The 24,001-nt window shown below is 66.8% G+C and carries 22 protein-coding genes; 16 read left to right on the top strand and 6 right to left on the bottom strand.

Annotation, left to right across the window (positions count from 1 at the left end; translation table 11 throughout):
* Positions 1-53: 53 nt before the first annotated feature.
* From IGS68_RS09085 to pdxA, 8 genes are all read left to right on the top strand, one after another.
* Entirely contained in the window at positions 54-1,142 is a 1,089-nt protein-coding gene (locus tag IGS68_RS09085; protein WP_201079148.1) for a TRAP transporter substrate-binding protein, read from the top strand.
* A gap of 115 nt (positions 1,143-1,257) precedes the next feature.
* On the top strand, positions 1,258-2,391 hold the full coding sequence (locus IGS68_RS09080) for an iron-containing alcohol dehydrogenase (RefSeq protein WP_201079146.1): 1,134 nt from the start codon (positions 1,258-1,260) through the stop codon (positions 2,389-2,391).
* A gap of 53 nt (positions 2,392-2,444) precedes the next feature.
* The gene (locus IGS68_RS09075; protein ID WP_201079144.1) at positions 2,445-3,440 is read left to right on the top strand and encodes a dihydrodipicolinate synthase family protein; all 996 of its coding nucleotides are present in this window, start codon (positions 2,445-2,447) and stop codon (positions 3,438-3,440) included.
* A 70-nt stretch (positions 3,441-3,510) separates the two neighbouring features.
* Positions 3,511-4,611, top strand: coding sequence for a TRAP transporter substrate-binding protein (locus IGS68_RS09070; RefSeq protein WP_201081206.1), 1,101 nt, complete (start codon positions 3,511-3,513; stop codon positions 4,609-4,611).
* Between the two features lie 43 nt (positions 4,612-4,654).
* Complete coding sequence (locus IGS68_RS09065; RefSeq protein ID WP_201079142.1) at positions 4,655-5,308, top strand: TRAP transporter small permease subunit; 654 nt, start codon at positions 4,655-4,657, stop codon at positions 5,306-5,308.
* Complete coding sequence (locus tag IGS68_RS09060) at positions 5,305-7,197, top strand: TRAP transporter large permease (protein ID WP_201079140.1); 1,893 nt, start codon at positions 5,305-5,307, stop codon at positions 7,195-7,197. The genes IGS68_RS09065 and IGS68_RS09060 overlap by 4 nt, the downstream gene beginning before the upstream one ends.
* Positions 7,198-7,298: 101 nt before the next feature.
* The gene (locus IGS68_RS09055; protein ID WP_201079138.1) at positions 7,299-8,576 is read left to right on the top strand and encodes a four-carbon acid sugar kinase family protein; all 1,278 of its coding nucleotides are present in this window, start codon (positions 7,299-7,301) and stop codon (positions 8,574-8,576) included.
* Positions 8,573-9,574: a 4-hydroxythreonine-4-phosphate dehydrogenase PdxA gene (gene pdxA, locus IGS68_RS09050; protein WP_201079136.1), complete on the top strand. Its 1,002-nt coding sequence runs from the start codon at positions 8,573-8,575 to the stop codon at positions 9,572-9,574. The genes IGS68_RS09055 and pdxA overlap by 4 nt, the downstream gene beginning before the upstream one ends.
* 29 nt (positions 9,575-9,603) lie before the next feature.
* On the opposite strand, the gene IGS68_RS09045 is transcribed toward pdxA, so the two are convergent.
* The 3 genes from IGS68_RS09045 to IGS68_RS09035 all read right to left on the bottom strand — a co-directional run bounded on the left by IGS68_RS09045 (position 9,604) and on the right by IGS68_RS09035 (position 11,492).
* Positions 9,604-9,843, bottom strand: coding sequence for a YlcI/YnfO family protein (locus IGS68_RS09045; protein ID WP_201079134.1), 240 nt, complete (start codon positions 9,841-9,843; stop codon positions 9,604-9,606).
* Positions 9,840-10,262, bottom strand: coding sequence for a putative toxin-antitoxin system toxin component, PIN family (locus IGS68_RS09040; RefSeq protein ID WP_206379353.1), 423 nt, complete (start codon positions 10,260-10,262; stop codon positions 9,840-9,842). The genes IGS68_RS09045 and IGS68_RS09040 overlap by 4 nt, the downstream gene beginning before the upstream one ends.
* A 495-nt stretch (positions 10,263-10,757) precedes the next feature.
* On the bottom strand, positions 10,758-11,492 hold the full coding sequence (locus tag IGS68_RS09035) for an SDR family NAD(P)-dependent oxidoreductase (RefSeq protein WP_201079130.1): 735 nt from the start codon (positions 11,490-11,492) through the stop codon (positions 10,758-10,760).
* Between the two features lie 84 nt (positions 11,493-11,576).
* Here IGS68_RS09035 and IGS68_RS09030 point away from each other — a divergent pair, with 84 nt between their 5' ends.
* Entirely contained in the window at positions 11,577-12,011 is a 435-nt protein-coding gene (locus IGS68_RS09030; RefSeq protein ID WP_201079127.1) for a winged helix-turn-helix transcriptional regulator, read from the top strand.
* A 68-nt stretch (positions 12,012-12,079) separates the two neighbouring features.
* Here the strand turns inward: IGS68_RS09030 and IGS68_RS09025 are convergent, their stop codons facing one another.
* Positions 12,080-12,628 carry a cupin gene (locus IGS68_RS09025; protein WP_201079125.1) on the bottom strand — a complete coding sequence of 183 codons (549 nt, stop codon included), beginning with the start codon at positions 12,626-12,628 and terminating at the stop codon, positions 12,080-12,082.
* Positions 12,629-12,805: 177 nt separating this feature from the next.
* On the opposite strand from IGS68_RS09025, the gene IGS68_RS09020 reads away from it, so the two are divergent.
* Positions 12,806-14,335 (top strand): UxaA family hydrolase, encoded by a 1,530-nt coding sequence (locus IGS68_RS09020; protein WP_201079123.1) that lies wholly within the window; start codon positions 12,806-12,808, stop codon positions 14,333-14,335.
* 116 nt (positions 14,336-14,451) lie between these two features.
* Here IGS68_RS09020 and IGS68_RS09015 read toward each other — a convergent pair whose 3' ends face one another.
* Entirely contained in the window at positions 14,452-16,044 is a 1,593-nt protein-coding gene (locus tag IGS68_RS09015; RefSeq protein ID WP_201079121.1) for an alkaline phosphatase D family protein, read from the bottom strand.
* Positions 16,045-16,379: 335 nt separating this feature from the next.
* A complete protein-coding gene (locus IGS68_RS09010; RefSeq protein WP_201079119.1) occupies positions 16,380-17,387 on the bottom strand; it encodes a GntR family transcriptional regulator in 1,008 nt (335 codons plus the stop codon).
* Between the two features lie 488 nt (positions 17,388-17,875).
* Between IGS68_RS09010 and IGS68_RS09005 the strand changes: the two genes are divergently transcribed.
* The 6 genes from IGS68_RS09005 to IGS68_RS08980 are packed head-to-tail and all read left to right on the top strand — an operon-like array spanning position 17,876 to position 23,978.
* On the top strand, positions 17,876-18,430 hold the full coding sequence (locus tag IGS68_RS09005) for a TRAP transporter small permease (protein WP_201079117.1): 555 nt from the start codon (positions 17,876-17,878) through the stop codon (positions 18,428-18,430).
* Entirely contained in the window at positions 18,427-19,707 is a 1,281-nt protein-coding gene (locus tag IGS68_RS09000; protein WP_201079115.1) for a TRAP transporter large permease subunit, read from the top strand. The genes IGS68_RS09005 and IGS68_RS09000 overlap by 4 nt, the downstream gene beginning before the upstream one ends.
* A gap of 58 nt (positions 19,708-19,765) precedes the next feature.
* Complete coding sequence (locus IGS68_RS08995) at positions 19,766-20,788, top strand: TRAP transporter substrate-binding protein (RefSeq protein ID WP_201079113.1); 1,023 nt, start codon at positions 19,766-19,768, stop codon at positions 20,786-20,788.
* Between the two features lie 36 nt (positions 20,789-20,824).
* Entirely contained in the window at positions 20,825-22,102 is a 1,278-nt protein-coding gene (locus tag IGS68_RS08990; protein WP_201079111.1) for an alpha-hydroxy acid oxidase, read from the top strand.
* On the top strand, positions 22,099-23,004 hold the full coding sequence (locus IGS68_RS08985; RefSeq protein ID WP_201079109.1) for an NAD(P)-dependent oxidoreductase: 906 nt from the start codon (positions 22,099-22,101) through the stop codon (positions 23,002-23,004). The genes IGS68_RS08990 and IGS68_RS08985 overlap by 4 nt, the downstream gene beginning before the upstream one ends.
* A gap of 44 nt (positions 23,005-23,048) precedes the next feature.
* The gene (locus IGS68_RS08980; protein WP_201079107.1) at positions 23,049-23,978 is read left to right on the top strand and encodes a dihydrodipicolinate synthase family protein; all 930 of its coding nucleotides are present in this window, start codon (positions 23,049-23,051) and stop codon (positions 23,976-23,978) included.
* The last annotated feature ends 23 nt before the right edge of the window (positions 23,979-24,001 follow it).

Genomic DNA, 24,001 nt, shown 5'->3' with positions numbered 1-24,001 from the left:
GTCTCCAGCTAATCCGAACAAAAGCAACGAACAGACCATACAGGGAGACTTTCATGAAACGCCGTCAATTCCTGACGACCGCCGGCGCCGGCATCGCGACCGCCGGTGTCGCTGCCCCCGCCATCGCCCAGAGCTCGCCGGAAATCCGGTGGCGCCTGACCTCGGGCTTTCCCAAGTCGCTCGACACCATCTATGGCGCGGCCGACCTGATGTCGAAGTATGTTTCCGAGGCGACGGACGGGAAATTCCAGATCCAGCCCTTCGCGGCCGGCGAGATCGTCGGCACCTTCCAGGCGCTCGACGCGGTCGGGAACGGCACCGTGGAAATGGCGCACTCGTCATCGTATTACTATGTCGGGAAGGATCCGACCTTCGCCTTCGCCAGCGCCGCTCCGTTCGCGCTGAACACGCGCCAGCAGAACGCCTGGATGTATCATGGCGGCGGGCTCGATCTCTACAACGAGTTCTACAAGAAATTCAACGTTTACATGCTTCCGGGCGGCGCCACCGGGGCCCAGATGGGCGGCTGGTTCCGCAAGGAGGTGAATACCGTCGCCGACCTCGCGGGCCTCAAGTTCCGCATCGCCGGCCTGACCGGCGAGGTCCTGGCGAAGCTGGGCGTCATACCGCAGCAGATCGCGGGCGGCGACATCTACCCCGCCCTGGAGCGCGGCACCATCGACGCGGCCGAATGGGTCGGCCCCTACGACGACGAAAAGCTCGGTTTCCAGAAGGTTGCGCCATACTATTACTATCCCGGCTTCTGGGAAGGAACCGGGATGATGCATTTCTTCTTCAATCAGCAGAAGTGGGAAGAGCTTCCGAACAACTACAAGACCATTCTCAGGGCGGGCGCGGCCTACGCGAACGTGGACATGGTCGCGAAGTACGACGCCAGGAACCCGGCGGCGCTGAAGAGGCTGGTCGCGGGCGGCGCGCAGCTTCGGCCGTTCTCCCAGGAAATCCTGGAAGCGTCCCTGAAGGCGGCGCAGGAGGTCTATACCGATCTCTCCGCCAAGAACCCCGACTTCAAGAAGATCTATGAGTCGATGCGCGCCTTCCGCGGCGAGGAATACCTGTGGTTCCAGATCGCGGAGTTCTCCTTCGACAACTTCATGATCCGCGCGCGCTCCAGGCTCTGATCGGCACGGCCGATCGAAGCCCGAAGGGCCATGACGACGTCCCGGCCCCGGCCGGGGCGTCGGGCGATTCGGCCGCCAGCAGCATCCTTCCAATCATTCAGCCGGTACCAGCACCATGTCGATGATCTCCTACCTGACGACGATCCGTTTCGAATTCGGCGCCATCAACGGCATCCAACAGGACCTGACCGACCTGGGGATCCGCAAGCCCCTGATCATCGCCGACGAGGGAGTGGTGAAAGCCGGGCTCGTCGGCAGGATCACCGCCGTGGTGGAGGGCGGCGGCGACCTGCCGGTCTTCACCGGAACGCCGACCAATCCGACGCAGGAGGCGGTCGAGGCGGCTCTGTCGATGTATCGCGATCAGGGCTGCGACGGCCTGATCGCGGTGGGCGGCGGCTCTCCGATCGACCTTGCGAAGGGCGTCGCCCTGCTCGCCTCCCATGACGGACCGCTCGAACACTATGCCGCAATCCTCGGCGGCATTCCCCGGATCACGTCGGCCGTCGTGCCGGTCATCGCGGTCCCGACCACGGCCGGGACGGGAAGCGAAGTCGGCCGGGCATCGCTGATCACGCTGAAGGACGGCCGGAAGCTCGGCTTCATCTCGCCCCACCTGATCCCGAAACGGGCGGTCTGCGACCCGGAGCTGACGCTCGGCCTGCCCGGCTGGCTTACCGCCGCGACCGGCATGGATGCCGTCACCCATTGCATCGAGACCTACCTCAGCCCGCGCGACAACCCTCCCGCGGAGGCGATCGCCCTGGACGGGCTGAAACGGGCGGTCGACAACATCGAGAAGGCGACCGCCGACGGGTCCGACCGCGACGCGCGCTACCAGATGATGATGGCGGCCCTGGAAGGCGGCCTCACCTTCCAGAAGGGCCTGGGCGCGGTGCATGCCCTGTCGCATCCCCTGGGCGGCTTGAAGGATGTCTCGCTCCACCACGGCACCCTCAACGCGGTGATCCTGCCGGCGACCCTGCGCTTCAACCGCAGCCATGCGGAAGCGAAGTACGCGGCCATTCGCTCCACCCTCGGCCTGGCGCCCGACGCCGACCTGGCCGACTATTTCGCCGGGCTCAGCAGCCGGCTCGGCCTGCCGAAGACCTTGAAGGAAATGGGCGTTTCCTCCGCGATCGTGCCGGCGATCGCCCGGGCGGCCGTCGAGGACCATTCCCACGCGACCAATGCCCGCCCCGCGACGGTCGAGGACTACGAGCGGATGCTGACCGAGGCGATCGGCTGACGCCCGGCGGCGTTTCCGCCATTCCTTCATCCTCTCGCGGACAGGAGAACGCGATGCCGACCTCCCAGCACGATACCCGGGCCGACCGGCTCTGGGTCCCCCTGCTCACCCAGTACCGGCGGCAGGGCGGAGCGGTCGAGATAGATCCCGACCGCACCGCCGCGCACCTGTCGTTCATCCGGCCGTGGGTGGGCCAGTTCCTGCTCGCCGGCTCCACCGGGGACGGGTGGGAGATGAGCCTGGAGCAGCTTCTGGTGCTCGTCCGCCTCACCGGCCGGCGCGACCTCTTCGAGGGCAGCCGGTTCCTCGTCGGGGCGCTCCGGCCGACCACCGAGGGGGTCGTCGAATGGGCGCGGGCGATCGAAGGCACGCTCGACGGGATGGGGACCGCCGCCGGCGAGTTCCGCGGACTGGCGGTCTGCCCGCCGGTCGATGCCGGCGCCAGCCAGGCGGACATCGTCAGGCACTACGAGCGGGTCCTCGCCGAAACCCGCAGCGACATCGCCGTCTACCAGCTGCCGCAGGTCACCCACTGCTCGATCGAGCCGGAAACCATGCGCACGCTCGCCGCCAATCCGCGGGTCACCATGTTCAAGGACACCAGCGGCGCCGACGCGGTGGCATTGTCCGGGTTCACCGGCCCGCTGATGGTGCGGGGGGCGGAAGGCGGCTATGTCGACAACCTCAAGCCTTCCGGACTGTACGACGGGTGGCTGCTCAGCACCGGGAACGCCTTCGGGTCCCAGCTCCGCCGCATGATCGACCTGCTGGAAGCCGGGCGGGAGGAAGAGGCCAAGGCGGTCTCCCGCGTGCTGACCGTGGTCGTGAACGAGATGTTCGCGGCGGCGGGAAAACTGCCCTTCGGCAATCCCTTCTCCAACGCGAACCGGGCGGTGGACCATCTCTGGGCCCATGGCGCGGGATGGGTCGACGCACCGGCCCCCCTGACCATCTCCGGCAACGAGATACCGAGGGAACTGCTGGAAACCGCGTCGGACATCGTCGGCCGGTTCCCCACCCTGCCGGAACGGGGGTATCTAAGCCGCTGACGCCGGCGGGGGATATCGAGATCCGGCCAAGACAACCAGAAACGTCCAACCAGGAGGAAACAGTCCCATGATGAAACGTCGCGACATGCTTGTCGGCGGCCTGGCGGGCGCTTCCGCCGCCGCCGCCGCGGTGGCCGGCGGCCCCGCTCCCGCGCAGGCCCAGAGCACCGAGATCAACTGGCGCATGACGTCCAGCTATCCGGCATCCCTCGACGCCGTCTACGGCGCGGGCGATACCTTCATCAAGGTCCTCGGCGAGATCTCGGACGGGCGGATGCGGATACAGCACTTCGCCGCGGGCGAGATCGTCGGCGGGTTCCAGGCGCTCGACGCGGTCCAGAACGGCACGGTGGAGTGCTGCGATACGGCGCCTTTCTATTATGTCGGCAAGGACCCCTCCTTCGCGTTCGGCGCCTCCGTGCCGTTCGGCCTCAGCACGCGCCAGCAGAACGCCTGGTTCTTCCAGGCCGGCGGGCTGGAGCTGCTGAACGAGCTGTTCAACCAGCACAATGTCGTCGGCATCCCGATCGGCAACACCAATGCCCAGATGGCCGGCTGGTTCCGCAAGGAGATCAAGTCGGTGGACGACCTGAAGGGGCTCAAGATGCGGATCGGCGGGCTTGCCGGCCAGGTCATCGCCAAGCTGGGCGCGGTGCCGCAGCAGATCCCCGCGGGCGACATCTATCCGGCCCTCGAACGCGGGACGATCGACGCCGCCGAATGGGTCGGCCCCTATGACGACGAACGGCTCGGCTTCGCCAAGGTCGCGCCCTACTACTATTATCCGGGCTGGTGGGAAGGCGCCTCCGCCATCTTCCTGTTCATCAACAAGGACAGGTGGGAAGCGCTGAAGCCGCTCGACCGCGCCCAGATCACCGCCGCGGCCCATCAGGCCAACACGCTGACCATCGCCAAGTACGACCAGGTCAATCCGGGCGCCATCCGCCGGCTCGTCGCCGCGGGCGCGCAGCTGAGGGCGTTCCCGCCCGAGGTGATGGAAGCCTGCCTGAAGGCCGCGAACGAGGTCTTCGCGGAGATCAGCGCTCAGAACCCGCTGTTCAAGCGTCTCCACGACCATATGACGGCATTCCGCAACGAGCAGTATCTCTGGCAGCAGATCGCGGAATACAGCTACGAAACGTTCATGATCCGGGCGCGCGGCCGCGGCTGACCGACCGTTCGCCGGAACAGGACAAAGTCCCTGGAGGAAACCCGTGCAAGCATTGTTGGGCGTCAGCCGCACCATCGACAACGTCAACATATGGGTGGGCCGCATAGCCGCCTGGGCGATCGTGGTCGCCGTCCTGGTCTCCGCGATCAACGCCATCGTCCGCAAGGTCCTGGGCACCTCGTCGAACGCCTGGCTCGAACTCCAATGGTATCTGTTCGGCGCGGTCTTCATGCTGTGCGCGGCCTGGACCTTCATCGCGAACGAGCATATCCGGATCGACATCGTCGCGAACAGGTTCCCCCGGCGGGTCCGCAACTGGATCGAGGTGATCGGCCATGTCTTCTTCCTCGGCGGCTTCTGCGCCGTCCTGATCTATACCTCGATCCCCTTCTTCCTGAACTCCTACGCGTCGGGCGAGGTTTCGACCAACGCCGGCGGCCTGATCATCTGGCCGGCGAAGCTCCTGATCCTGGTCGGGTTCGTTCTGCTCGCCCTCCAGGGGGTCAGCGAATTGATCAAGCGCATCGCCATCATGCGCGGTGACATTCCCGATCCCGGGATCGGCGGGCACCACGACGCGATCGAGGGCGAAGTCGAGCGCCTGCTTTCCATCCAGAAAGATGGCCCCGGCGAAGGCCTGGCAGCCGGAAAGCCTCAGACCACCGCAGCGCCGCAAGCTTCCAGGAACGACCCATGATCGAAATCATCGCGCAGAACATGGCGCCCATCATGTTCGTGGCGCTCGTCCTCTTCCTCCTGCTGGGCTATCCCGTGGCCTTCGCGCTCGCCGCGAACGGCCTGCTGTTCTTCGTCATCGCGGTCGAGCTGGCGCCTTTCTCCAACGGGGAAATAACGCTGTCCTGGCCGCTCCTCCAGGCCATGCCGGAACGCGTGTTCCAGACCATGGCGAACGAGACGCTCCTGGCGATCCCGTTCTTCACCTTCATGGGCCTGATCCTGGAGCGCTCCGGGATGGCCGAGGACCTGCTCGACACGATCGGGCAACTGTTCGGAACCATCCGCGGCGGCCTGGCCTTCGCGGTCATCTTCGTGGGCGCCCTGCTGGCGGCGACCACCGGCGTGGTCGCCGCGTCGGTGATCTCGATGGGCCTGATCTCCCTGCCCATCATGATGCGCTACGGCTACGACAGCCGGCTGGCGACCGGTGTCATAGCCGCTTCGGGAACCCTGGCGCAGATCATCCCGCCGTCCCTGGTGCTGATCGTGATGGCCGACCAGCTCGGCCGCTCGGTCGGCGACATGTACGAGGGCGCCTTCCTTCCCGGCCTGGTCCTCACCGGCTTCTATGTCGGCTACGTCTTCCTCATAACGCTGCTGAAGCCCCAGTCGGCGCCGGGCCTGCCGCTGGACGCCATCGGCTACCACGAACCCAACAATACGCGCGGGACCTGGCAGCTCGGCCTGCTCGCCGTCTTCTCCAGCCTGGTCGGCTACTATGTCATGCTTCAGACCGGCATAGCCGGCGGTGCCGACTTCGTCATCCTGCTGATCTCCGTCGCCGTCGTGGTGGCACTGGCCTGCGCCGTGCTGAACAGACTGTTCGGCGCGGAGCGGGTGCCGGCGACGGCGGCCGTGACCGCGGTCCTGGCGGCGGCCTGGTGGTATGCCGACCAGACCGGGAGCGTGACCTGGACCATCGCCGCCGAAATGGCGGTCGCGGCGGCCAGCTACGCGCTTCTGGTCGGCCTGGTCGAGCGGACGACGGGCCTGCGCCTGATGTCGAGGATCGCGGAGCAGGTCACCTTCGTGATGGTGCCGCCGCTCCTGCTCATCTTCCTGGTCCTGGGCACCATCTTCATCGGCGTGGCGACTCCGACCGAAGGCGGCGCCATGGGCGCGCTGGGCGCCGTGATCCTGGCCGGGATCAAGCGGATCCTGGACCGCAACCCGGACCGCCTGAACCCGTCGATCATCCGGCAGGCAACCGAGTCCACCGCCAAGCTGTCGGCCTTCGTGCTGTTCATCCTGCTCGGCGCCCGCGTGTTCTCGCTCACCTTCTACGGCGTCAACGGACACCTCTGGGTCGAGCACCTGCTGACCTCGCTGCCGGGAGGCCAGACCGGCTTCCTGATCGTCGTCAACGTGATGGTGTTCCTGCTGGCGTTCTTCCTCGATTTCTTCGAACTCGCGTTCATCGTCATCCCCCTGCTGGCTCCCGCCGCCGACAAGCTGGGGATCGACCTGATCTGGTTCGGCGTGATCCTGGCTGTCAACATGCAGACCAGCTTCATGCATCCGCCCTTCGGCTTCGCCCTGTTCTACCTGCGGTCGGTGGCGCCCAAGGTGCCCTACATCGACCGGGTCACCAAGAGGCGCATGGAACCGATCGGGACCGGCCAGATCTATTGGGGTGCCGTGCCGTTCGTGGTCATCCAGTGCATCATGGTCGGGGTGCTGATCCTCTTCCCCGACCTCGTCATGCACTACAAGGCATCGGAGACGCAGCTGGATCCGACGGAAGTTCAGCGCCAGTTCGACAACCTCCAGCTCCCCGGCATGGATGGCGGGGGCGGCGACATGCCCGACCTGCCGTCGTTCGACCTGGAGCCGCCCAAGATCGAGTAAGGGGCCGATGTGACGTGAACGCGAGACTTCGGGGGTGATGACCGGGGAGCAGCGCTGTTCATCCATGAAGCGGATGAACAGCGAGTGAGGTTGAAGGTCCCATGAAAATAACCTCGCCCGGAACCGCCCGGTGGCTGATCGTCGCCGACGACCTTACCGGAGCCGCGGACTGCGCGATCGGCTTCGCGCGGCGGGGTCTGGCGGCGGCCGTCGGCTGGGGCGCTGCGGCGGAAATCGACGTGAGGTTCCCCGTCTTCTCGTACGACGCCGCCAGCCGCGGCCTGCCCGCGGCCGAGGCGGCGGCGTCCCATCGCGCCGCCCTCGCCCGCTTCCTCGACCGCGACGGCATCCTTTTCAAGAAGATCGACTCCACGCTCAGGGGCCAGCCCGCCTCCGAGATCGCCGCGGCGATGGAAGCCGTGCGCGGCCGGGAGGGCCGGGCGTTCGGGATCCTCGCGCCGGCTTTTCCCGCGACCGGCAGGACCACCGAGGATGGGCGCGTCCTTGTCGACGGCAGGCCGCTCGAGGAAGCCGAGGTTTGGCGGCGCGACCACAGCTATCCGAACGCCGACCTGGTGGAAATCCTGGCGACGGCGGGGATAGGGGGCGTAAAGGTTCCGCTTGCCACGGTCAGGAGCGGAGCGGACACGCTTCGCGAAGCCTTCGCCGGGCTGGCCGCCCGGGGAGACGTCGTCGCCGTCTGCGACGCCACCACCGGCGATGACCTGGACCGCATCGCCGCGGCGAGCCTGCCGGCCGGAAAACCGGTGTTTTTCATCGGCAGCGCGGGACTTGCCCAGGCGCTGGCCGCGGCGGCTCCCGGCGAGCGGTCGGATCCGGCAGTCCTGGCCGGGGCCGCCGGCGGCACCCTGATCGTGGTCGGCTCGCTCGCCGGGGCGTCGCGGGCCGCGGCGCGCAGCCTTGCGGAACTGCCGGGCGTGCGGTACGTCCCGGCCGACCCGGCCATCCTGCTCGACGACGGTGCCGCCGATGGGCGTGCCGCCCTGGGACGGGCGGTGATCGACGGTCTCGGGTCCGGCGAGGATGTGCTGGTCGAGATCCTGACGGGCGGAGAACCGGACCTGCGCATCGGCCCCGGGCTGGCCGCCGGACTCGCGGACGTGCTGCATCCGGCCGCTTCCCGTATGGGCGCCTTCGCGGCCACGGGCGGCGAGACGGCCTCGGCGCTCCTCACCCGCTTCGGGGTGAGCGGTCTCCGGTTGGTGGACGAGATAGAACCGGGCGTGTCCCTGGGACTGACGCTCGGCGACGTGGCGGTTCCGGCCGTCACCAAGGCAGGCGCGTTCGGCGACCAGGGCAGTCTGGTGCGGATCGTCCGGCGCCTGCGTTCCATAAGAAACAAGGGAGTACTGGAATGAACCGTCCGACCATAGCGATCACCATGGGCGATGCCTCGGGCATCGGTCCGGAGGTCATCATGAAGGCGCTGTCGCAACCCGCCGTGCGGGAGATGTGCAACCCGCTGGTGGTCGGCGACGCGGAGCGCCTTCGGACGGCCGGCCGGATCGTCGGCTCCCCCATGCGGGTCGAGAGCCTGGAGGATGCGGGGCAGGCCCGCTTCGATCCCGATACCGTGAACTGCGTGGACCTGAAGCTCATCCCCAAGGACCACCCCTTCGGGCAGGTCTCCGCGATTTCCGGCGAGGGGTCGTTCCGCTACATCGAGCGCGCGGTCCGGATCGTCGAGGCCGGCCAGGCGGACGCGATCTGCACGGCCCCGCTCAGCAAGGAGGCGCTGCACGCCGCCGGGCACAAGTATCCCGGCCATACCGAGCTTCTGGCGATGCTGACCGGGACGCCCGAGGTCTCCATGATGCTGGTCTCGCCGAAGCTCCGCGTCATCCATGTCACCACGCATATCGGGCTGATCGACGCGGTCGAGCGCATCGAGCCCGGCCTCGTGGAGCGGACGATCGCGCGGGGCCACGACACCCTGGTCAAGGCCGGGATCGCCTCGCCCAAGATCGGCGTCTGCGCGATCAATCCCCATGCCGGCGAGAACGGGCTGTTCGGCCGCGGCGAGGAGGCCGCCAAGATCACGCCGGCGGTCGAAGCCTGCCGGGCCAAGGGCTGGGACGTCACGGGGCCGCTGCCGGCCGACACGCTGTTCTTCCTCGCCGGGCGCGGCGACTACGACATGGTCGTGGCGATGTACCACGACCAGGGCCACGGCCCGATCAAGGTGCTCGGCCTGGAAGCGGGCGTGAACATCACGGTCGGCCTGCCGGTGATCCGCACGTCGGTGGACCATGGCACCGCCTTCGACATTGCCGGCAAGGGAATCGCCGACGAGCGCAGCCTGATCGAGGCGCTGCGGCAGGCGGCCGACCTGGCGCCCAGGCGGATCGCCGCCTGAGGCCGGGAGGATTGCCCGACCAGCCCGGCTCAGCCGGGCTCATCCCCCGCCGCGGGCGACGCGTCGGGAGCCTGGTCCAGCACGGCCAGGAAATCCGCCCGCCGTCCCTGCGCGGCCTCGTTGCGCAGATAGTCCAGAGTCATCACGCTGGCCATCTTCTCGGCGGCGGCGCTGGCGATGAACTGATTGACCGACACGCCGTCGCGGGCAGCCAATTCCTTGATCGCGCGGTGCACGGATTCCGGCAGCCGGATGGTCAGGGCGGTCATGGGAGCGTCTCCGGAAGGTGAAGGAAGGCGCCGGGCGTGATGGCCTCCACGCCCAGTTCGCGGCAACGCCGGAAATCCCGGACATTGTGGGTGACGATGAAACGGCTGCCGGAGGCTACGGCGCATTCGACCACCATGTCGTCGTCGGGGTCGCGCAGAAAGGGCCGCCACAGATAGTGGACATCCTGGAGGTGCGACAGCGACGCCAGATAGCGTAGAAATCCAAGCATCTGTTCGACGTCGATGCCCGGCGGCCGGTGTTCGTCCCGCGTCAGCACGGCTTGCCATTCCATATAGAGCGCCACAGTCAACGCCGGGGTGAACCGCGGCGACGGCAGGCTGCGCAGCAACCGCTGGCTGGCACCGTGCCTCGATCGCATCGCCGCCACCAGCACAGAGGTATCAAGCACGACCCGCATGGTTATACCTGTATAACCGTTCGCGGATCGGCTCGCAAGCGGCGTCTGTCTTGGCGCATATAGTCTTCGGGCGGCGATAGGTACCGGCGCCCACATGCGCCGAATGCGGTTGCCAGCGCGGGGAAGCGCGCCGCGGTCGAGATAGGCGGTAAGGGGATCGCTGACGAGCGCAGCCTGATCGAGGCGCTGCGGCAGGCGGCCGACTTGGCCCCCAGGCGGGTCGCCGCCTGAGGCCGGGAGCGGTCGAGGGAGTCTCGCTGAGCGGGGCGAACGGTCTTATCTTGATCCCAGCAGCCGCCTCGCGAGCCCTGAGCCCCTGGACGATCAACATGCCGGCAGAGCGGAGTTTCTGCTCAGTGCCCTCAGGCCTTCGGCCACTGCGGGCCAGGGCCGGATCGAGGCTGGCGCGGGCCCGCTCCCGCAGCGAGTTCACGGCAGCGGGTTGAGGGCCTCGATCCCGTTTACCGAAGCCCTCACGCTCAGACGCTCAAGTCCTCAGACTTGCGCCAGCCCTCCATCGACGAACACCTCGCCGCCGGTCATGAAGCTGCTGTCCGAGGACGCCAGGAACGCGGCCACCGCCCCCGTCTCCGCCGGGTCGCCCATGCGTCCGAGAGGCGTCGTGCTCCCGAGCGCATCCATCCCTTCCTCGCCCACTACCTCCAGCGCCAGCTCCGTCTTGGTCGGGCCGGGAGACAGCACATTGACGCGGATGCCTGTGCCGCGCAGGTCCAGCGCCCAGCTGCGTGCGAGGTTGCGGACCGCGGCCTTGGTCGCGCTGTAGACGCTGAACTGCGGCGTCCCCATCACTCCCGTGCTTGAACCGGTCAGGATGATCGACGCTCCCTCCGTCATCAGCGGCAGGGCTTTCTGCACCGTGAACACCAGGCCTTTCACATTGACGTCGAAAATCTGGTCGTAATGCTCGGGCGTGATCTCGCCGAGCCGCGCGAACGATCCGGTCCCGGCGTTTGCGAACAGAATGTCGAGCCCGCCTCGTTCGGCTTCGACCGCTTCGTACAGCCGGTCGAGGTCGGACGGATTCGTAACCGAACCCCTTACGGCTTTCGCCGAGGAACCCAGCTGCGCCACCGCGGCGTCGAGCACCTCCTGCCGCCGCCCGAAGATGTAGACGAAAGCTCCTTCGTCGACGAACCGTCTGGCGGCCCCTAATCCGATACCGCTTCCGCCACCCGTCACCACCGCGGTCTTACCCTGTAGTCTGCTCATGACGTGCTCCTTCATTGAGGTTGCACTGAGCTGGCCATCCACCCACCTATCGACAAGTATGCACCTTTTGGTAAGTACCCAGAAATGACGCTCGATCGTTCAGACCCGACCCAGCCATCGGCGCAGGCACCATCGCCGGCGCCGAACTGCACCCCGACCTTGCCAGGCTTCACCTGCGGCCTCGACGTGACCTTGCGGGTCATCTCCGGCAAGTGGAAGCCGCTGATCCTGTATTTCGTCGCCCAAGGTGGCCGGACCCGCTACGGCGAGCTCAAGCGAGCGGTGCGCACCGTCAGCGATAAGATGCTGATCCAGCAGCTCAAGGAGCTGGAGGCAGATGGTCTTGTGAAGCGGACCGACTACAAGGAGGTCCCTCCGCGCGTAGACTACAGCCTTACCCCCCTGGGCCGCAGCCTGGCCGAGGCCCTCGTGCCGCTCTGCTCTTGGGGCACGGAGCACATGGCGGAGGTCAGCCGGGTCTTCGCCCAACGCGACGCCTCTAATGTCAAGGGACGGTAAGCCGAACGACGAGCGGACAGGCGGTTGGCCGGCGTTCAGCTCAGGCCGTGCCTAATGGGATGATCCAGTCACTCCCGTGTCGTGATTCCTGGGGTTCCGTTCCCTCTTGGATGCTGCCAGAGCTCGCAAAGAGGACCGTTCCGGCCGGCCACCGGATCCGTATCGGGGAAGCCCAGCCCCGCCATCTTCGCCACCTCCGCGTCGGTCGGCGCTTCCCGGCTGATGTCCCAGTCCTGGCCGGGCGGATAGGCGCCGACCACCAGGAAATCCGCGCTGGCGTCGATCCGGCAATGACCGGTGCCCGCGGGCAGGACGGCCACGTCGCCGGCCGTCACCGCGACCTCCTGCCCTTCCGGGCCGCCGAGCAACAGCCTCGCCGAGCCGGCGGCGAACCCGAGCACCTCGTGCGCCGCGGGATGATAGTGGTGATAGGGAAAGACGCCGTTCCGCCACTGCGCCGGCCAGCCGTTGCGCCCGAACAGCGCCTCGAAGCCGGATGCCGTCTCCTCCTCGGACTTGCCCGCGATCACGCCCCGATAGAGCAGGACGGGAAGAACCGGGTTGTTCGGCACCCAGCCGTTCCGGGCGAGCAGCAGGGTTTCAGGTTGTACGGGCATGCCTTCCGTTCCCCTCAAAGATCGTTGAGCCGGACTTTGATAACACCACGGCATCCGATTTGATCACCAGGTCCAGTCACAAAGATTGATTTTTGGATGCAAAATCCATATTTTACCGGCACGCCAGATTTCAGACGGGGCGTACGGCCCCGCGCACAGTCAGAGGAAGCGCCCGCGATGGTTCAGGTTTCTCCCGTCATCCAATTGAATCCGCTCGACAATGTCGCGGTCGCACGGGTGAAGCTCGCGCCCGGGACCGTGCTCGACGGGTTCGGGATCACGGTCACGGACGCGGTGCCGCAGGGGCACAAGGTCGCCGTGACGGGCATCGCCGAGGGGGAGCCGGTGCGCAAATACGGGCAGATCATCGGCGTCGCCAGCGCCGGGATCGCTCCGGGGCAGCATGTCCATACCCAGAACCTGGAGATGCGCGACGTCGAGCAGCACCATGATTTCGGCGTCGACGCGCACGAGCCCGACTATATCCCCGAGGACCGGCGGGCGCGCTTCATGGGATATCGGCGGGCGACCGGCAAGGTCGGGACGCGGAACTACATCGCCGTCATCTCCTCGGTGAACTGCTCGGCCACGGTGTCGAAGGCGGTCGCCGACCATTTCAACCGCATGGGCGGGCTGGAAGGCCGGCGCAACATCGACGGCGTCGTGGCCCTGACCCACGGCGGCGGCTGCGCCATGAACACCCAGGCGGAAGGCTACAGGTACCTGACCCGGACGATCTGGGGATACGCGACCCACGCGAATTTCGGCGGCGTCGTCATGATCGGCCTCGGTTGCGAGACGAACCAGATCTCGCTGATCAAGGAAATGTACGGCCTGACGGAATCGCCGAACTTCCGTACCATGAACATCCAGGGGGTCGGCGGCACCCGCAAGACCATCGCCAACGCGATCGACGTGATCGGCGGGATGCTGGACGAGGTGGATTCCGCACGCCGCACCTCCGAGCCGGTGTCGGAACTGACCCTGGCGCTGGAATGCGGCGGTTCCGACGGCTATTCCGGGATTTCCGCGAACCCAGCCCTGGGGTACGCCTCCGACCTGCTGATCCGGCACGGCGGCACGACGATCCTCAGCGAGACGCCGGAGATCTACGGAGCCGAGCATCTGCTGACCCGCCGCGCCGCGTCTCCGGAGGTGGCCCGCAAGCTGCTGGAGCGGATCGAGTGGTGGCGCGACTACGCCGAACGCAACAAGGCCGAGCTGAACAACAATCCCTCCTACGGCAACAAGGCCGGCGGGCTCACCACGATCCTGGAGAAGTCGCTGGGCGCGGTCGCCAAGGGCGGCAATTCGCGTCTCAACGCGGTGTACGAATACGCCGAGCCGGTCAAGGAAAAGGGCTTCGTCTTCATGGACTCGCCCGGCTACGACCCGGTGGCCGTGACCGGGCAGGTCGCCAGCGGCGCCAACATGATCTGCTTCACCACGGGCCGCGGTTCCACGTCGGGCTTCAAGCCGACGCCGTCGATCAAGCTGGCCACTAACAACGCCATGTACGAGCACATGGCCGAGGACATGGACATCAACTGCGGCGGCATCGTCACCGGCGACGAGACCATCGAGCAGTCCGGACAGCGGATCTTCGACAAGATCGTCTCGGTGGCGTCGGGCGAGCGGACCAAGAGCGAGGAATACGACTACGGCAACAACGAGTTCGTGCCCTGGCAGGTCGGCGCGGTGATGTGAGGACCGGAGACTCCCTCGCCTCCCAAGTCTCTCGAAAGCAGCGGGGCCGGGACATCGATCCGGACGGCCGGCCTCCGCTGATCCCGGCGCGGTTCACGAGCCGCCCGACGGTCCATTTACCAACGGACCAACCCAAGGACGGATTGCATCACGGTCCCCCCGGCCTCGTCGGCGACGGGGATCGGGCGTCCCCGATTGTCGATGGCCGTGACGGCGATCCGGGCATTCGCCCTGTCCACGGCGACCTGGCAGAAATTGTCCTCCTGGGTGAAGCCCCAGGCCCGATAATCCATGGTCAGTCCGGGAGAGATCGTGAAGGTATCGGACTGCGCGGCGGCCTTGGAATCATGCACGTAATCGGACGGCGACCCGTCGGCGAAGGGAAAGGGCCAGTAGAACGCCGAGGAGGTTATCGCGAAGGCCTTGATCCCGGACGCCGTCCCCGCACCGTCGAATGACATCTCGGCGACGTTGGCACAGTGGATGTCACCCGACAGGAAGACCACGTTCTGGACGCCGTGATCGACGATGCATCCCAGGATCGCGGCCCGGGTCGCCGGAAATGCCGGCCAGGAGTCGCTTTTGTCCAGCCCCGTCTTTCCAGCCCCGGTGCGCTCGGAAATGTTGTTGGGGACGAAGACGTTGGGGCTGACGATGAATTTGGGGATGTTGCCCAGTCTCTCCTGGCAATCCTTCAGCCGGGCAAGGAGCCGGCTGAGCTGGGTCTCCTCGCCGGGCACCAGCGCGGGGCGTCCAAGCAGCTGGTTGTCGTCGATCGAGTCCGGCCTGTCGTCCTTGTAGCGTTGCGTCCGGGTGTCGAGCGCGAAGAATGGAAAGCCCGCGCAATCGAACTTGTAATAGAGCAGCCGGTCCCATGTGCGCGGACCGTGGCTCCACTGGTAGCTCATGTAGGCGCCGATGGCGAGGGTGAACAGGACGCGTTTGCGCCGGTCGCGGATGCGGTCCTGAGCCCAGTTGTCCTCGATCTCGTGGTCGTCCAGGATCATGTAGCTGGGCATCGACCGCAGCAGCCGACGCATGTTCGGGGAGCCGAACGCGTTGGCGTATCGATCCTGGAACTCGACATAGTCGTCCGCCCGGCCGACGGGCACGACCCGGTTGAACATATCGGCATAGATCTGGTCGCCGGTCATGAGCGTGAACATGGGAGCGCCGGCGCCGCCCTTGGCGAGGTCGGCCATCGGGCCGAAGATCCTGTCGGACCTCTTGACGCCCCAAAGCAGGCCGGGATAACGGCAGGAGCCCATCAGGAAGTTCAACATGTCCGCCGACCCGGCGGGAAAGGTCCGGAACTGGGCCTCGGCGCTCTCTTCCGGGAGGTTGAGCAGATCGGGTATCCAGACCTTGGCCGGCGGCAACCGGCGGGCTATCTCCCTGTCCGCGACCATCTCGTCGTCCGGGAAGGCATCGTCCATCACGAGCGTTCCGAGCCGGACCCGGTAGACGGTATCGGCCTTCAGGGGTGCCGGGGACTGCCCCGGAGCCGGGGTCCGGGACCCGTCGTCGGCATAAGTGTACTGGGTGATGCAGAGGTCACGACCCAGGAAGAATGTGCCGGTCCGGTCGAACTCCCGGTGGAGCCTGAAATAGAAGGCCGGCGGGGACTTCAGCGCCTTTCCGCCCTCGGACACGATAGCGCCGACTCCGATGGTCCGCCCCGAGGAACTCAGGTCGGTGCCTCGGTCCACGGGATCCGCTCCCCGCATCCAGAGCCGGCACGCGTCTCCGGTCGTATGCCCGACGATCGGACCCAGGTCCGGCGGTCTCAATCCTGCCATTCGATCCCCCCAATATGGATTCCACTCTGATTGGCCGCCGCGAGAACAGAGGCAGCGGCGGGATCATGTTGCAGGCGTCAACCGGGCGTAATCCTCTCTCCCGGCCAGCAAGCACAGCCCGGAAGGGCGGTGCCATACTGGACCTAATCGGCTTGGACAGTCTCCCGGGTAATCCGTATCATCAAGGTTCATCGATGCGCGACGCTGAGCCTGCGCGACATCTTGCCCCAAGCCCGTCTCGCCGATCAGACCGCGAATGCCGCTTCCTTGGCGTAGGGAAGGTCCAGTGGAACGCCCATGGAACGGGTGTGCCGCACCCGGTCCAGCACCTTCAGCCGCGCCTTGTCCAGGTGCGCCCTGGCTTCGCGCGCTACGGCATCCCCGTCACGCCGCATCATGGCGTCGATGATCCGCTGGTGCTCGTGGAAGAAGGGTTCCTCGTGGGGCAGCGCGATCTCGCGGCCGAGCAGGTGCTTCCCGAAGATCAGGATGCAGCGGGTGCGCTTCAGCGCCTCGACCAGTTCCGGGTTGGGGCAGTGGCCCAGGCAGCGGACGTGCAGGTCGAGTTCCAGGTCGTCGAGCTCCTCCGCGGGCAGGTTCGGGTAGTGCTGCATCGCTTCTGACAATCGGCGGCCGACCCGTTCCAGCTCGTCCAGGGGGATGGCGCCGGCGGCCTTGGACAGGGCTATCGGCTCCAGGTGCTCGCGCAGTTCGTACAGGCAATTGACCCTGTGCTCGTCCAGGGGAACGCTGTACCAGCGCGACCGCTCGTCCTTGACGACCAGGCCGTTGACCTGGGCCAGCATCAACACGTCGTGCATCACCGTCCGGCTGACGCCGTAATGGTTGGCAAGCTCGTTCTCGTTGATCCGGAAACGGCCGTGGAGCGAGCACCTTATCAGCTGGCTTTCGACCGGATCGTGGATGCTCTCCAGCGCCCGCTCCTTCAGGCCGATCGCCTCCTGATCCTCCAGCCCCAGGGCCTTGGCGCTGATCGGCGTCCGGATCACGGTGCCCTGATCGGTTCCCACGATGTAGCCCCGCCCCTCGAACCGGCTGATCATGCCGTCGGCGTGCAGCTGCGCGAAGGCCCGCTTGATCGGCCCGCGGCTCGACCCGACGAGGTTGGCCACGTGGGTTTCAAGCAGCAGCTGGCCTTTGGGAAGCATCCCGCAAAGGATCGCCTCCTGAAGGAGCGCCGTGATCTTCGTGGTCAGGCGGCTGTCCTGTTGCTGGGTCTTCGCAGTCGTCATCTTTCCCGTGCAGACTCTCAAAGCCATGGTTGCGACGGCCGGACGCGGACACGGCACCGTCCATTATGGCACGGCGCCGAGCCCGCGCCATGGCCTCGCGTTCGAGCGGTCTCCTTGCCGCAGCTCGGGCCGCAGCTCGGGCCGCACCCGGGGGTGCCCCGGATTGGTCATCGGCGGAATCGGCCGTCCTCAGAAATGGCTATTGTCGGCAAAAGCCATTGATGCTAAGCATCACACAGGGCGGTCGCCGATGACAAGCAAATTGGGGGAGAGAGACCGGGCTTTCGTAGCCAAGAAGATGCCCATATGCAACACCGTCATCGGAGAGCCGCACCGATGCGAAATGAAAAACCACATCAGAACTGGGTTTGCGATCACGGCGACAAGGGGCCGCTGGATTCGTACGACACGATTATTTTGCGTTCTGCCCAGAGCCGAGCCTTTTAAAAGAAGTGCTTGACTTCGGGAGTCGGAACATGGGGAGGCAAATGTCAAAAATAGCTGACGCCTACTTCGGCCTCATAAAGATCCTGATTGCGGCCTGCCTAGTCGTCATGGTCGTCCTGGTATTCGGCAACGTGGTCCTGCGTTACGGGTTCAACAGCGGCATCACCGAGTCCGAGGAGTTGTCGCGCCTGTTGTTCGTCTGGATGACTTTCCTCGGTGCGATCCTGGCGCTCCGCGACCATGGGCATCTGGGCATGGACATGCTGGTCAACCGGCTTCCGAAGGCCGGCAAGATGGTCTGCTTCTTCGGCAGCCACCTGATCATGCTCTACGTCACCTGGCTGCTGCTCGAGGGAAGCTGGGAGCAGACGATCATCAACATCGACGTCGCGGCCCCTTCCACCGGCCTGTCGATGGGCCTGTTCTACGGCATCGGCATCGTGTTCGGCGTGTCGGTGATCGCGATCCTGCTGGTCAACCTGGCACGCGCCGCGACCGGCCGCATGGGCGACCGGGACCTGGTCACCGTGACCGAGTCCGAAGGGGAAGTCGAGATCGCGGGCCTCCGGAAAGACAGCAGGAGCACCCTCCCATGACCATCACCATCTTCCTCGGCTCGCTGCTGGGGGCCATGGCCATCGGCACCCCGATCGCCTTCGCGCTGCTGCTGTGCGGCGTGATGCTGATGTTCCATCTCGACCTGTACGACGCCCAGATCGTGGCGCAGAACGTGATCAACGGCGCCGACAGCTTCCCGCTGATGGCGGTCCCGTTCTTCATGCTGGCCGGCGAGATCATGAACGCCGGCGGCCTGTCGCGCCGCATCGTGACCATCGCCATGGCGCTGATCGGCCATGTCAGGGGCGGTCTCGGCTACGTCGCGATCCTGGCGTCCTGCGTCATGGCCAGCCTGTCCGGCTCGGCCGTCGCGGACGCGGCGGCCTTGGGCGCCCTGCTCGTCCCCATGATGGTGCGGGCGGGCCATGACAGGGCGCGCTCGGCCGGCCTGATCGCGTCCGGCGGCATCATCGCCCCGATCATCCCGCCCAGCATCGGCTTCATCATCTTCGGCGTCGCCGCCAACGTCTCCATCACCAAGCTGTTCCTGGCCGGCATCGTGCCGGGCCTGCTGCTGGGTCTCGGCCTCGTGTTCACCTGGTGGCTGGTCGCGCGCAACGAGAGCGTCGAACCGCCGCGGCGCGCCTCCCGCCGCGAGGTCGCCCACGCCATCCTCGACGGCTTCTGGGCCCTGCTGCTGCCGGTGATCATCATCGTCGGCCTGAAGATGGGCGTCTTCACCCCGACCGAGGCGGCGGTCGTGGCGGCCGTATACTCGCTGTTCGTCGCCACGGTGATCTACCGCGAACTGCGGCCGGCGCAGCTGTTCGGGCTGTTCGTCACGGCCGCCAAGACGACGTCGGTGGTGATGTTCCTGGTCGCCGCGGCCATGGTTTCGGCCTGGATGATCACGGTCGCCGACCTGCCGGGCCAGGTCACCGAGCTGCTGGCGCCGTTCATGGACAACCAGACGCTCCTGATGATCGCGATCATGCTGCTGGTGGTGATCGTCGGGACGGCCATGGACATGACGCCGACGATCCTGATCCTGACGCCGGTCCTGATGCCGGTGATCAAGGAAGCCGGCATCGACCCGATCTATTTCGGCGTGCTGTTCATCATCAACAACGCCATCGGCCTGATCACCCCGCCGGTCGGCGTCGTGCTCAACGTGGTGGCCGGCGTCGCGAAGATCAGGATGGACGAGCTGATCAGGGGGGTGTGGCCCTTCATGATCACCCACCTGATCGTGCTGGTCCTGCTCATCCTGTTCCCCATCCTCGTCACGGGCCCGGCAAGCTGGTTCTACGGCTGAGCTCCGCGTCCCCCGGCGCAAACCCTTCCATCCAATCCAAGACAAGAGGAAACGTCCGATGAAACAGTCGATCAAGACCGTGCTGGCCGGCCTCGCCCTGGCCGGCGCCCTGTTCACGGCCGGCACAGCGACGGCGCAGGACATCCAGTCGCGCAACTTCAAGGTCGCGTTCGTCCAGAACAACGACCACCCGCACGGAATCGGCGTGAAGAAGTTCGGCGAACTGCTGGAGCAGAAGAGCGGCGGCAAGATGAAGGCCAGGGGCTTCGGCGGCGGCCAACTCGGCGGCGACGCCCAGGTGATCTCCTCCCTTCAGGGCGGCGTGCTCGACATGACGCTGGTCAGCCCCGGCCTGCTGACCGGACTGGTCAAGGAATTCTCAGTCTTCGACCTGCCGTTCTTCTTCAACGACTACCGCGAGGTCGACGCCGTGATGGACGGCCCGGTCGGCACCCGGCTGCTGGAGCGGCTGCCGGAGAAGGGGCTGATCGGCCTCGGCTATTGGGACCACGGGTTCCGCAACCTCAGCACCGCCAAGACGCCGATCAACAGGATGGAGGACATCGCGGGGCTGAAGGTGCGCGTGATCCAGATCCCGATCTTCATCGACACCTTCGCGGCGCTGGGCGCCAACCCGGTGCCCCTGCCCTTCCCGGAACTCTACACCGCGCTGGAGACCGGGACCGTGGACGGCCAGGAGAACCCGTTCGCCTCGATCGAGACCAGCAAGTTCTACGAGGTCCAGAAGTTCGCGGCCACCACCGGCCACGTCTACAACCCGCTGGTCGCCATCTTCAGCAAGCGCGTCTGGGACAAGCTGTCCGAAGAGGAACGCCGCATCGTCCAGGAGGCGGCGACGGAGGCCGGCCTGTACGAACGCCAGGTCTCGCGCGAGGCCAACCAGAAGTCCATGCAGACCCTGCGCGACGCGGGCATGCAGATCACCGAGCTGCCGGCCTCCGAGATCGACCGCATGCGCGAGAAGGTCAAGCCGGTGACCGACAAGTACGTCCAGAGCATCGGCCCCGAGCTCGTCCAGGAGATGCAGGCCCAGGTCCAGAAGGTGCGGGACGGCAAGTAAGGGCCGGAACCGGGAAACCGGGGCTCGGAGAAATCAATGAAAAGGCGGCTTTACCAGGGAACCGACTTCCGGCGGGCGCAGAACATCGACGAGCTGCGCGCCGTCGCCCGCAGGCGCGTTCCCAACTTCTGCTTCGAGTATGTCGAGGGCGGGTCGGACGACGAGGTCACCCTGCGGCGCAACCGGTCGGTCTTCGAGGAGATCGGTTTCGTGCCGCGGACCCTGGTGGACGTCTCGGCCCGCGGCCAGACGGTGGACCTGTTCGGCAAGCCGTCGGCGGCGCCCTTCCTGATCGGCCCGACGGGCTTCAGCGGTCTGCTCGCCAAGGAGGGCGACCTGGCGCTCGCCCGCGCCGCCGCCGCGGCCGGCATCCCCTTCGTCCTCAGCAACGCCTCGACCCTGCGGCTGGAGGAGGTGGCGGAGCGGGCCGGCGGCCGCGTTTGGATGCAGCTCTACCTGTACCGGACCCGCGCCTTCGCGGCCAAGCTGGTAGAGCGGGCCAAGGCGGCCGGCCTGGAAGCGCTGGTCGTCACCACGGACAGCGCGATCTTCGGCAACCGGGAATGGGACCGGCGCAACTATGCCCGGCCCCTGAAGCTGAACCTGCGCAACACCCTCGACGTGGCCCTCCATCCGCGCTGGATCCTAGACGTGCTGGTGCCCGACGGCGTGCCGCGCTTCGCCAACCTGGGCGACCTGCTGCCGCCCGGCCGGGACAGCGTGCGCGGAGCGGCCTCGGCGATCGCGAAGGAACTGGACCCGTCGCTAAGTTGGACGGACATTCGCTGGCTGCGCGACATGTGGCCGGGCAAGCTGATCGTCAAGGGCGTCATGACCGCCGAGGATGCCGCCCTGGCGGCGGAGTGCGGGGCCGACGGCATCGTGCTGTCCAACCATGGCGGCCGCCAGCTCGACGGCGCCGTCTCGACCATGGAAGTCCTGCCGGAGGTGGTGAGCGAAGTCGGAGGGCGGTTGACGGTAATGCTCGACGGCGGCTTCCGCCGGGGCTCCGACATCGTCAAGGCGCGGGCGCTGGGAGCGGACGCCGTGCTGCTCGGCCGGGCCACGACATACGGCCTCGCCGCCGGCGGCGAGGCGGGCGTCGCCCACGCGATCGACATCCTGAAGACCGAGGTGGACCGCGTGGTCGGCCTGCTCGGCTGCGCCGACCTGTCGCAGCTCGACGCTTCGTTCCTGCGCTGGCCGGGCCACCCGATGCCGCCGGCCCGGAACACCGGACCCGGGCGGGGCATCCTGTCCCCGGTCGCCGGGCTGGCAACGAATTCCAATCAGAAGAGGGAGGCCCAGATATGAGCAAGGCAACACGGGTCGGCTTCGTCGGCCTCGGACTGATGGGCACGGGCATCGCGCGCAACATCCTGCGCAAGGGCTTCCCCGTCGCCGTCCTGGCCCACCGCAACCGCCAGCCGCTGGAAGAGCTGCTGGCCGAAGGCGCCGCCGAGGCGGCGAGTGCCGCCGAGCTGGCGCGCGAATCCGACGTGGTGATCGTCTGCGTCACCGGGACGCCGCAGGTCCGCGACGTGCTGTTCCGGGCGGGCGGCCTTCTGGAGGGCGTGCATGACGGCCTGATCGTGATCGACAGCAGCACGGGTGACCCGGAGTTCGCGGCCGAGGCCGAGGCCGCCGTCCAGGCGCGCGGCGGGCGCTTCATGGACGCTCCGGTCAACCGGACGCCCAAGGAGGCGGCGGAGGGCCGGCTGAACGTCCTGGCCGGCGGCGACGCCGCGACACTGGAGGCGGTCCGGCCGGTGCTCGAAACCTATTCCGAGACGATCCATCATGTCGGGCCGCTGGGGTCGGGATACCGCGCGAAGCTGATCCACAACTTCATCGCCCAGGGCACCGCCGTCCTGCTGGCGGAGGCGTTCTGCACCGCGGCCAAGGTCGGGCTGGACCTGGAGGCTTTCGCCGACCTCTGCCGGCTCAGCGGCGCGCACAGCCGCACCTTCGACCGGATCGTTCCCTTCGTCCTGGAGGGCGACGATTCCGGCCAGAAGTTCACCCTGCGGAATGCGGTCAAGGACATGCGCTCCTACACCCGCCTCGCGGAATCGGCGCCCACCACGGCCTTCGCGGCGCAGGCGGTCCACCAGACCTACCTTCTTGCCACCAACCTCGGTCACGGCGACAAATACGTGCCTCATCTGTTCGATGTGATCGGACAGATGAACGGCGTGACCGTCCGAGCCCGCTGAGGGCCGGACCCTTCCAAGTACCCCATGGACAAGGACCCGCAATCATGACAGCACAAGGGCAGCCGCGCTACCGGGGCGTCTTTCCGGTGGCGCCGACCGTATTCACGGACTCGGGCGACCTGGACCTGGACGGCCAGCGCCGCGCCATCGACTTCATGATCGACGCCGGCTCGCACGGCATCTGCATCCTGGCGAACTTCTCCGAACAGTTCGTGCTGACCGACGCCGAGCGCGAGCAAGTCCAGGACGCCGTCCTGGAGCATGTCGCCGGCCGCGTGCCGATCATCGTGACGACGACCCATTTCGGCACCGCCGTCTGCGCCGAGCGCAGCCGCCGCGCCCAGGAGGCGGGAGCGGCCATGGTCATGATCATGCCGCCCTACCATGGCGCGACGTTCCGGGTGCCGGAGGAGTCGATCTTCCAGTTCTACCAACGCGTGTCCGACGCGATCGACATCCCGATCATGATCCAGGACGCGCCGGTCGCCGGAACGCCTCTTTCGCCGGCCTTCCTCGCACGAATGGCTCGCGAAATCGAAAACGTTTCCTATTTCAAGATCGAGGTCCCGCAGGCCGCCGCCAAGCTCCGCACTCTGATCGAGCTGGGCGGCGACGCGATCGAGGGACCTTGGGACGGCGAGGAGGCGATCACGCTGCTCGCCGATCTCGACGCGGGTGCGACCGGCGCGATGACGGGCGGGGGCTATCCGGACGGCATCCGGCAGATCACGGATCCGTACGAGGCCGGCCGCCGCGAGGAGGCGATCGAGGCCTATGGCCGGTGGTTGCCGCTGATCAATTACGAGAACCGCCAGGCCGGCCTGATCGCGGCCAAGGTCCTCATGAAGGAAGGCGGCGTCATCAAGTCCGAAGCGGTCCGCCACCCGCTTCAGCCGCTGCACCCGAAAACCCGCGCCGGGCTGATCGAAACCGCCCGGCGTCTCGACCCGCTCGTCCTCCGCTGGGCACGCTGAGGACGGACGGGACCCCGAGAAAC

Origin of the sequence: Skermanella sp. TT6 (genome assembly GCF_016653635.2) — a bacterium.
Lineage (GTDB): Bacteria > Pseudomonadota > Alphaproteobacteria > Azospirillales > Azospirillaceae > Skermanella > Skermanella cutis.
Note: the sequence above shows the minus strand (reverse complement) of the source record. Positions and strands in the feature narration are given on the sequence as shown.

Excerpts from the sequence above, each read along its gene's own strand:
- IGS68_RS09085 (WP_201079148.1), top strand. The coding sequence starts at position 54 with ATGAAACGCCGTCAATTCCTGACGACCGCCGGCGCCGGCATCGCGACC.
- IGS68_RS09080 (WP_201079146.1), top strand. The coding sequence starts at position 1,258 with ATGTCGATGATCTCCTACCTGACGACGATCCGTTTCGAATTCGGCGCC.
- IGS68_RS09075 (WP_201079144.1), top strand. The coding sequence starts at position 2,445 with ATGCCGACCTCCCAGCACGATACCCGGGCCGACCGGCTCTGGGTCCCC.
- IGS68_RS09070 (WP_201081206.1), top strand. The coding sequence starts at position 3,511 with ATGAAACGTCGCGACATGCTTGTCGGCGGCCTGGCGGGCGCTTCCGCC.
- IGS68_RS09060 (WP_201079140.1), top strand. The coding sequence starts at position 5,305 with ATGATCGAAATCATCGCGCAGAACATGGCGCCCATCATGTTCGTGGCG.
- IGS68_RS09055 (WP_201079138.1), top strand. The coding sequence starts at position 7,299 with ATGAAAATAACCTCGCCCGGAACCGCCCGGTGGCTGATCGTCGCCGAC.
- pdxA (WP_201079136.1), top strand. The coding sequence starts at position 8,573 with ATGAACCGTCCGACCATAGCGATCACCATGGGCGATGCCTCGGGCATC.
- IGS68_RS09045 (WP_201079134.1), bottom strand. The coding sequence starts at position 9,843 with ATGACCGCCCTGACCATCCGGCTGCCGGAATCCGTGCACCGCGCGATC.
- IGS68_RS09040 (WP_206379353.1), bottom strand. The coding sequence starts at position 10,262 with ATGCGGGTCGTGCTTGATACCTCTGTGCTGGTGGCGGCGATGCGATCG.
- IGS68_RS09035 (WP_201079130.1), bottom strand. The coding sequence starts at position 11,492 with ATGAGCAGACTACAGGGTAAGACCGCGGTGGTGACGGGTGGCGGAAGC.
- IGS68_RS09030 (WP_201079127.1), top strand. The coding sequence starts at position 11,577 with ATGACGCTCGATCGTTCAGACCCGACCCAGCCATCGGCGCAGGCACCA.
- IGS68_RS09025 (WP_201079125.1), bottom strand. The coding sequence starts at position 12,628 with ATGCCCGTACAACCTGAAACCCTGCTGCTCGCCCGGAACGGCTGGGTG.
- IGS68_RS09020 (WP_201079123.1), top strand. The coding sequence starts at position 12,806 with ATGGTTCAGGTTTCTCCCGTCATCCAATTGAATCCGCTCGACAATGTC.
- IGS68_RS09010 (WP_201079119.1), bottom strand. The coding sequence starts at position 17,387 with ATGACGACTGCGAAGACCCAGCAACAGGACAGCCGCCTGACCACGAAG.
- IGS68_RS09005 (WP_201079117.1), top strand. The coding sequence starts at position 17,876 with ATGTCAAAAATAGCTGACGCCTACTTCGGCCTCATAAAGATCCTGATT.
- IGS68_RS09000 (WP_201079115.1), top strand. The coding sequence starts at position 18,427 with ATGACCATCACCATCTTCCTCGGCTCGCTGCTGGGGGCCATGGCCATC.
- IGS68_RS08995 (WP_201079113.1), top strand. The coding sequence starts at position 19,766 with ATGAAACAGTCGATCAAGACCGTGCTGGCCGGCCTCGCCCTGGCCGGC.
- IGS68_RS08990 (WP_201079111.1), top strand. The coding sequence starts at position 20,825 with ATGAAAAGGCGGCTTTACCAGGGAACCGACTTCCGGCGGGCGCAGAAC.
- IGS68_RS08985 (WP_201079109.1), top strand. The coding sequence starts at position 22,099 with ATGAGCAAGGCAACACGGGTCGGCTTCGTCGGCCTCGGACTGATGGGC.
- IGS68_RS08980 (WP_201079107.1), top strand. The coding sequence starts at position 23,049 with ATGACAGCACAAGGGCAGCCGCGCTACCGGGGCGTCTTTCCGGTGGCG.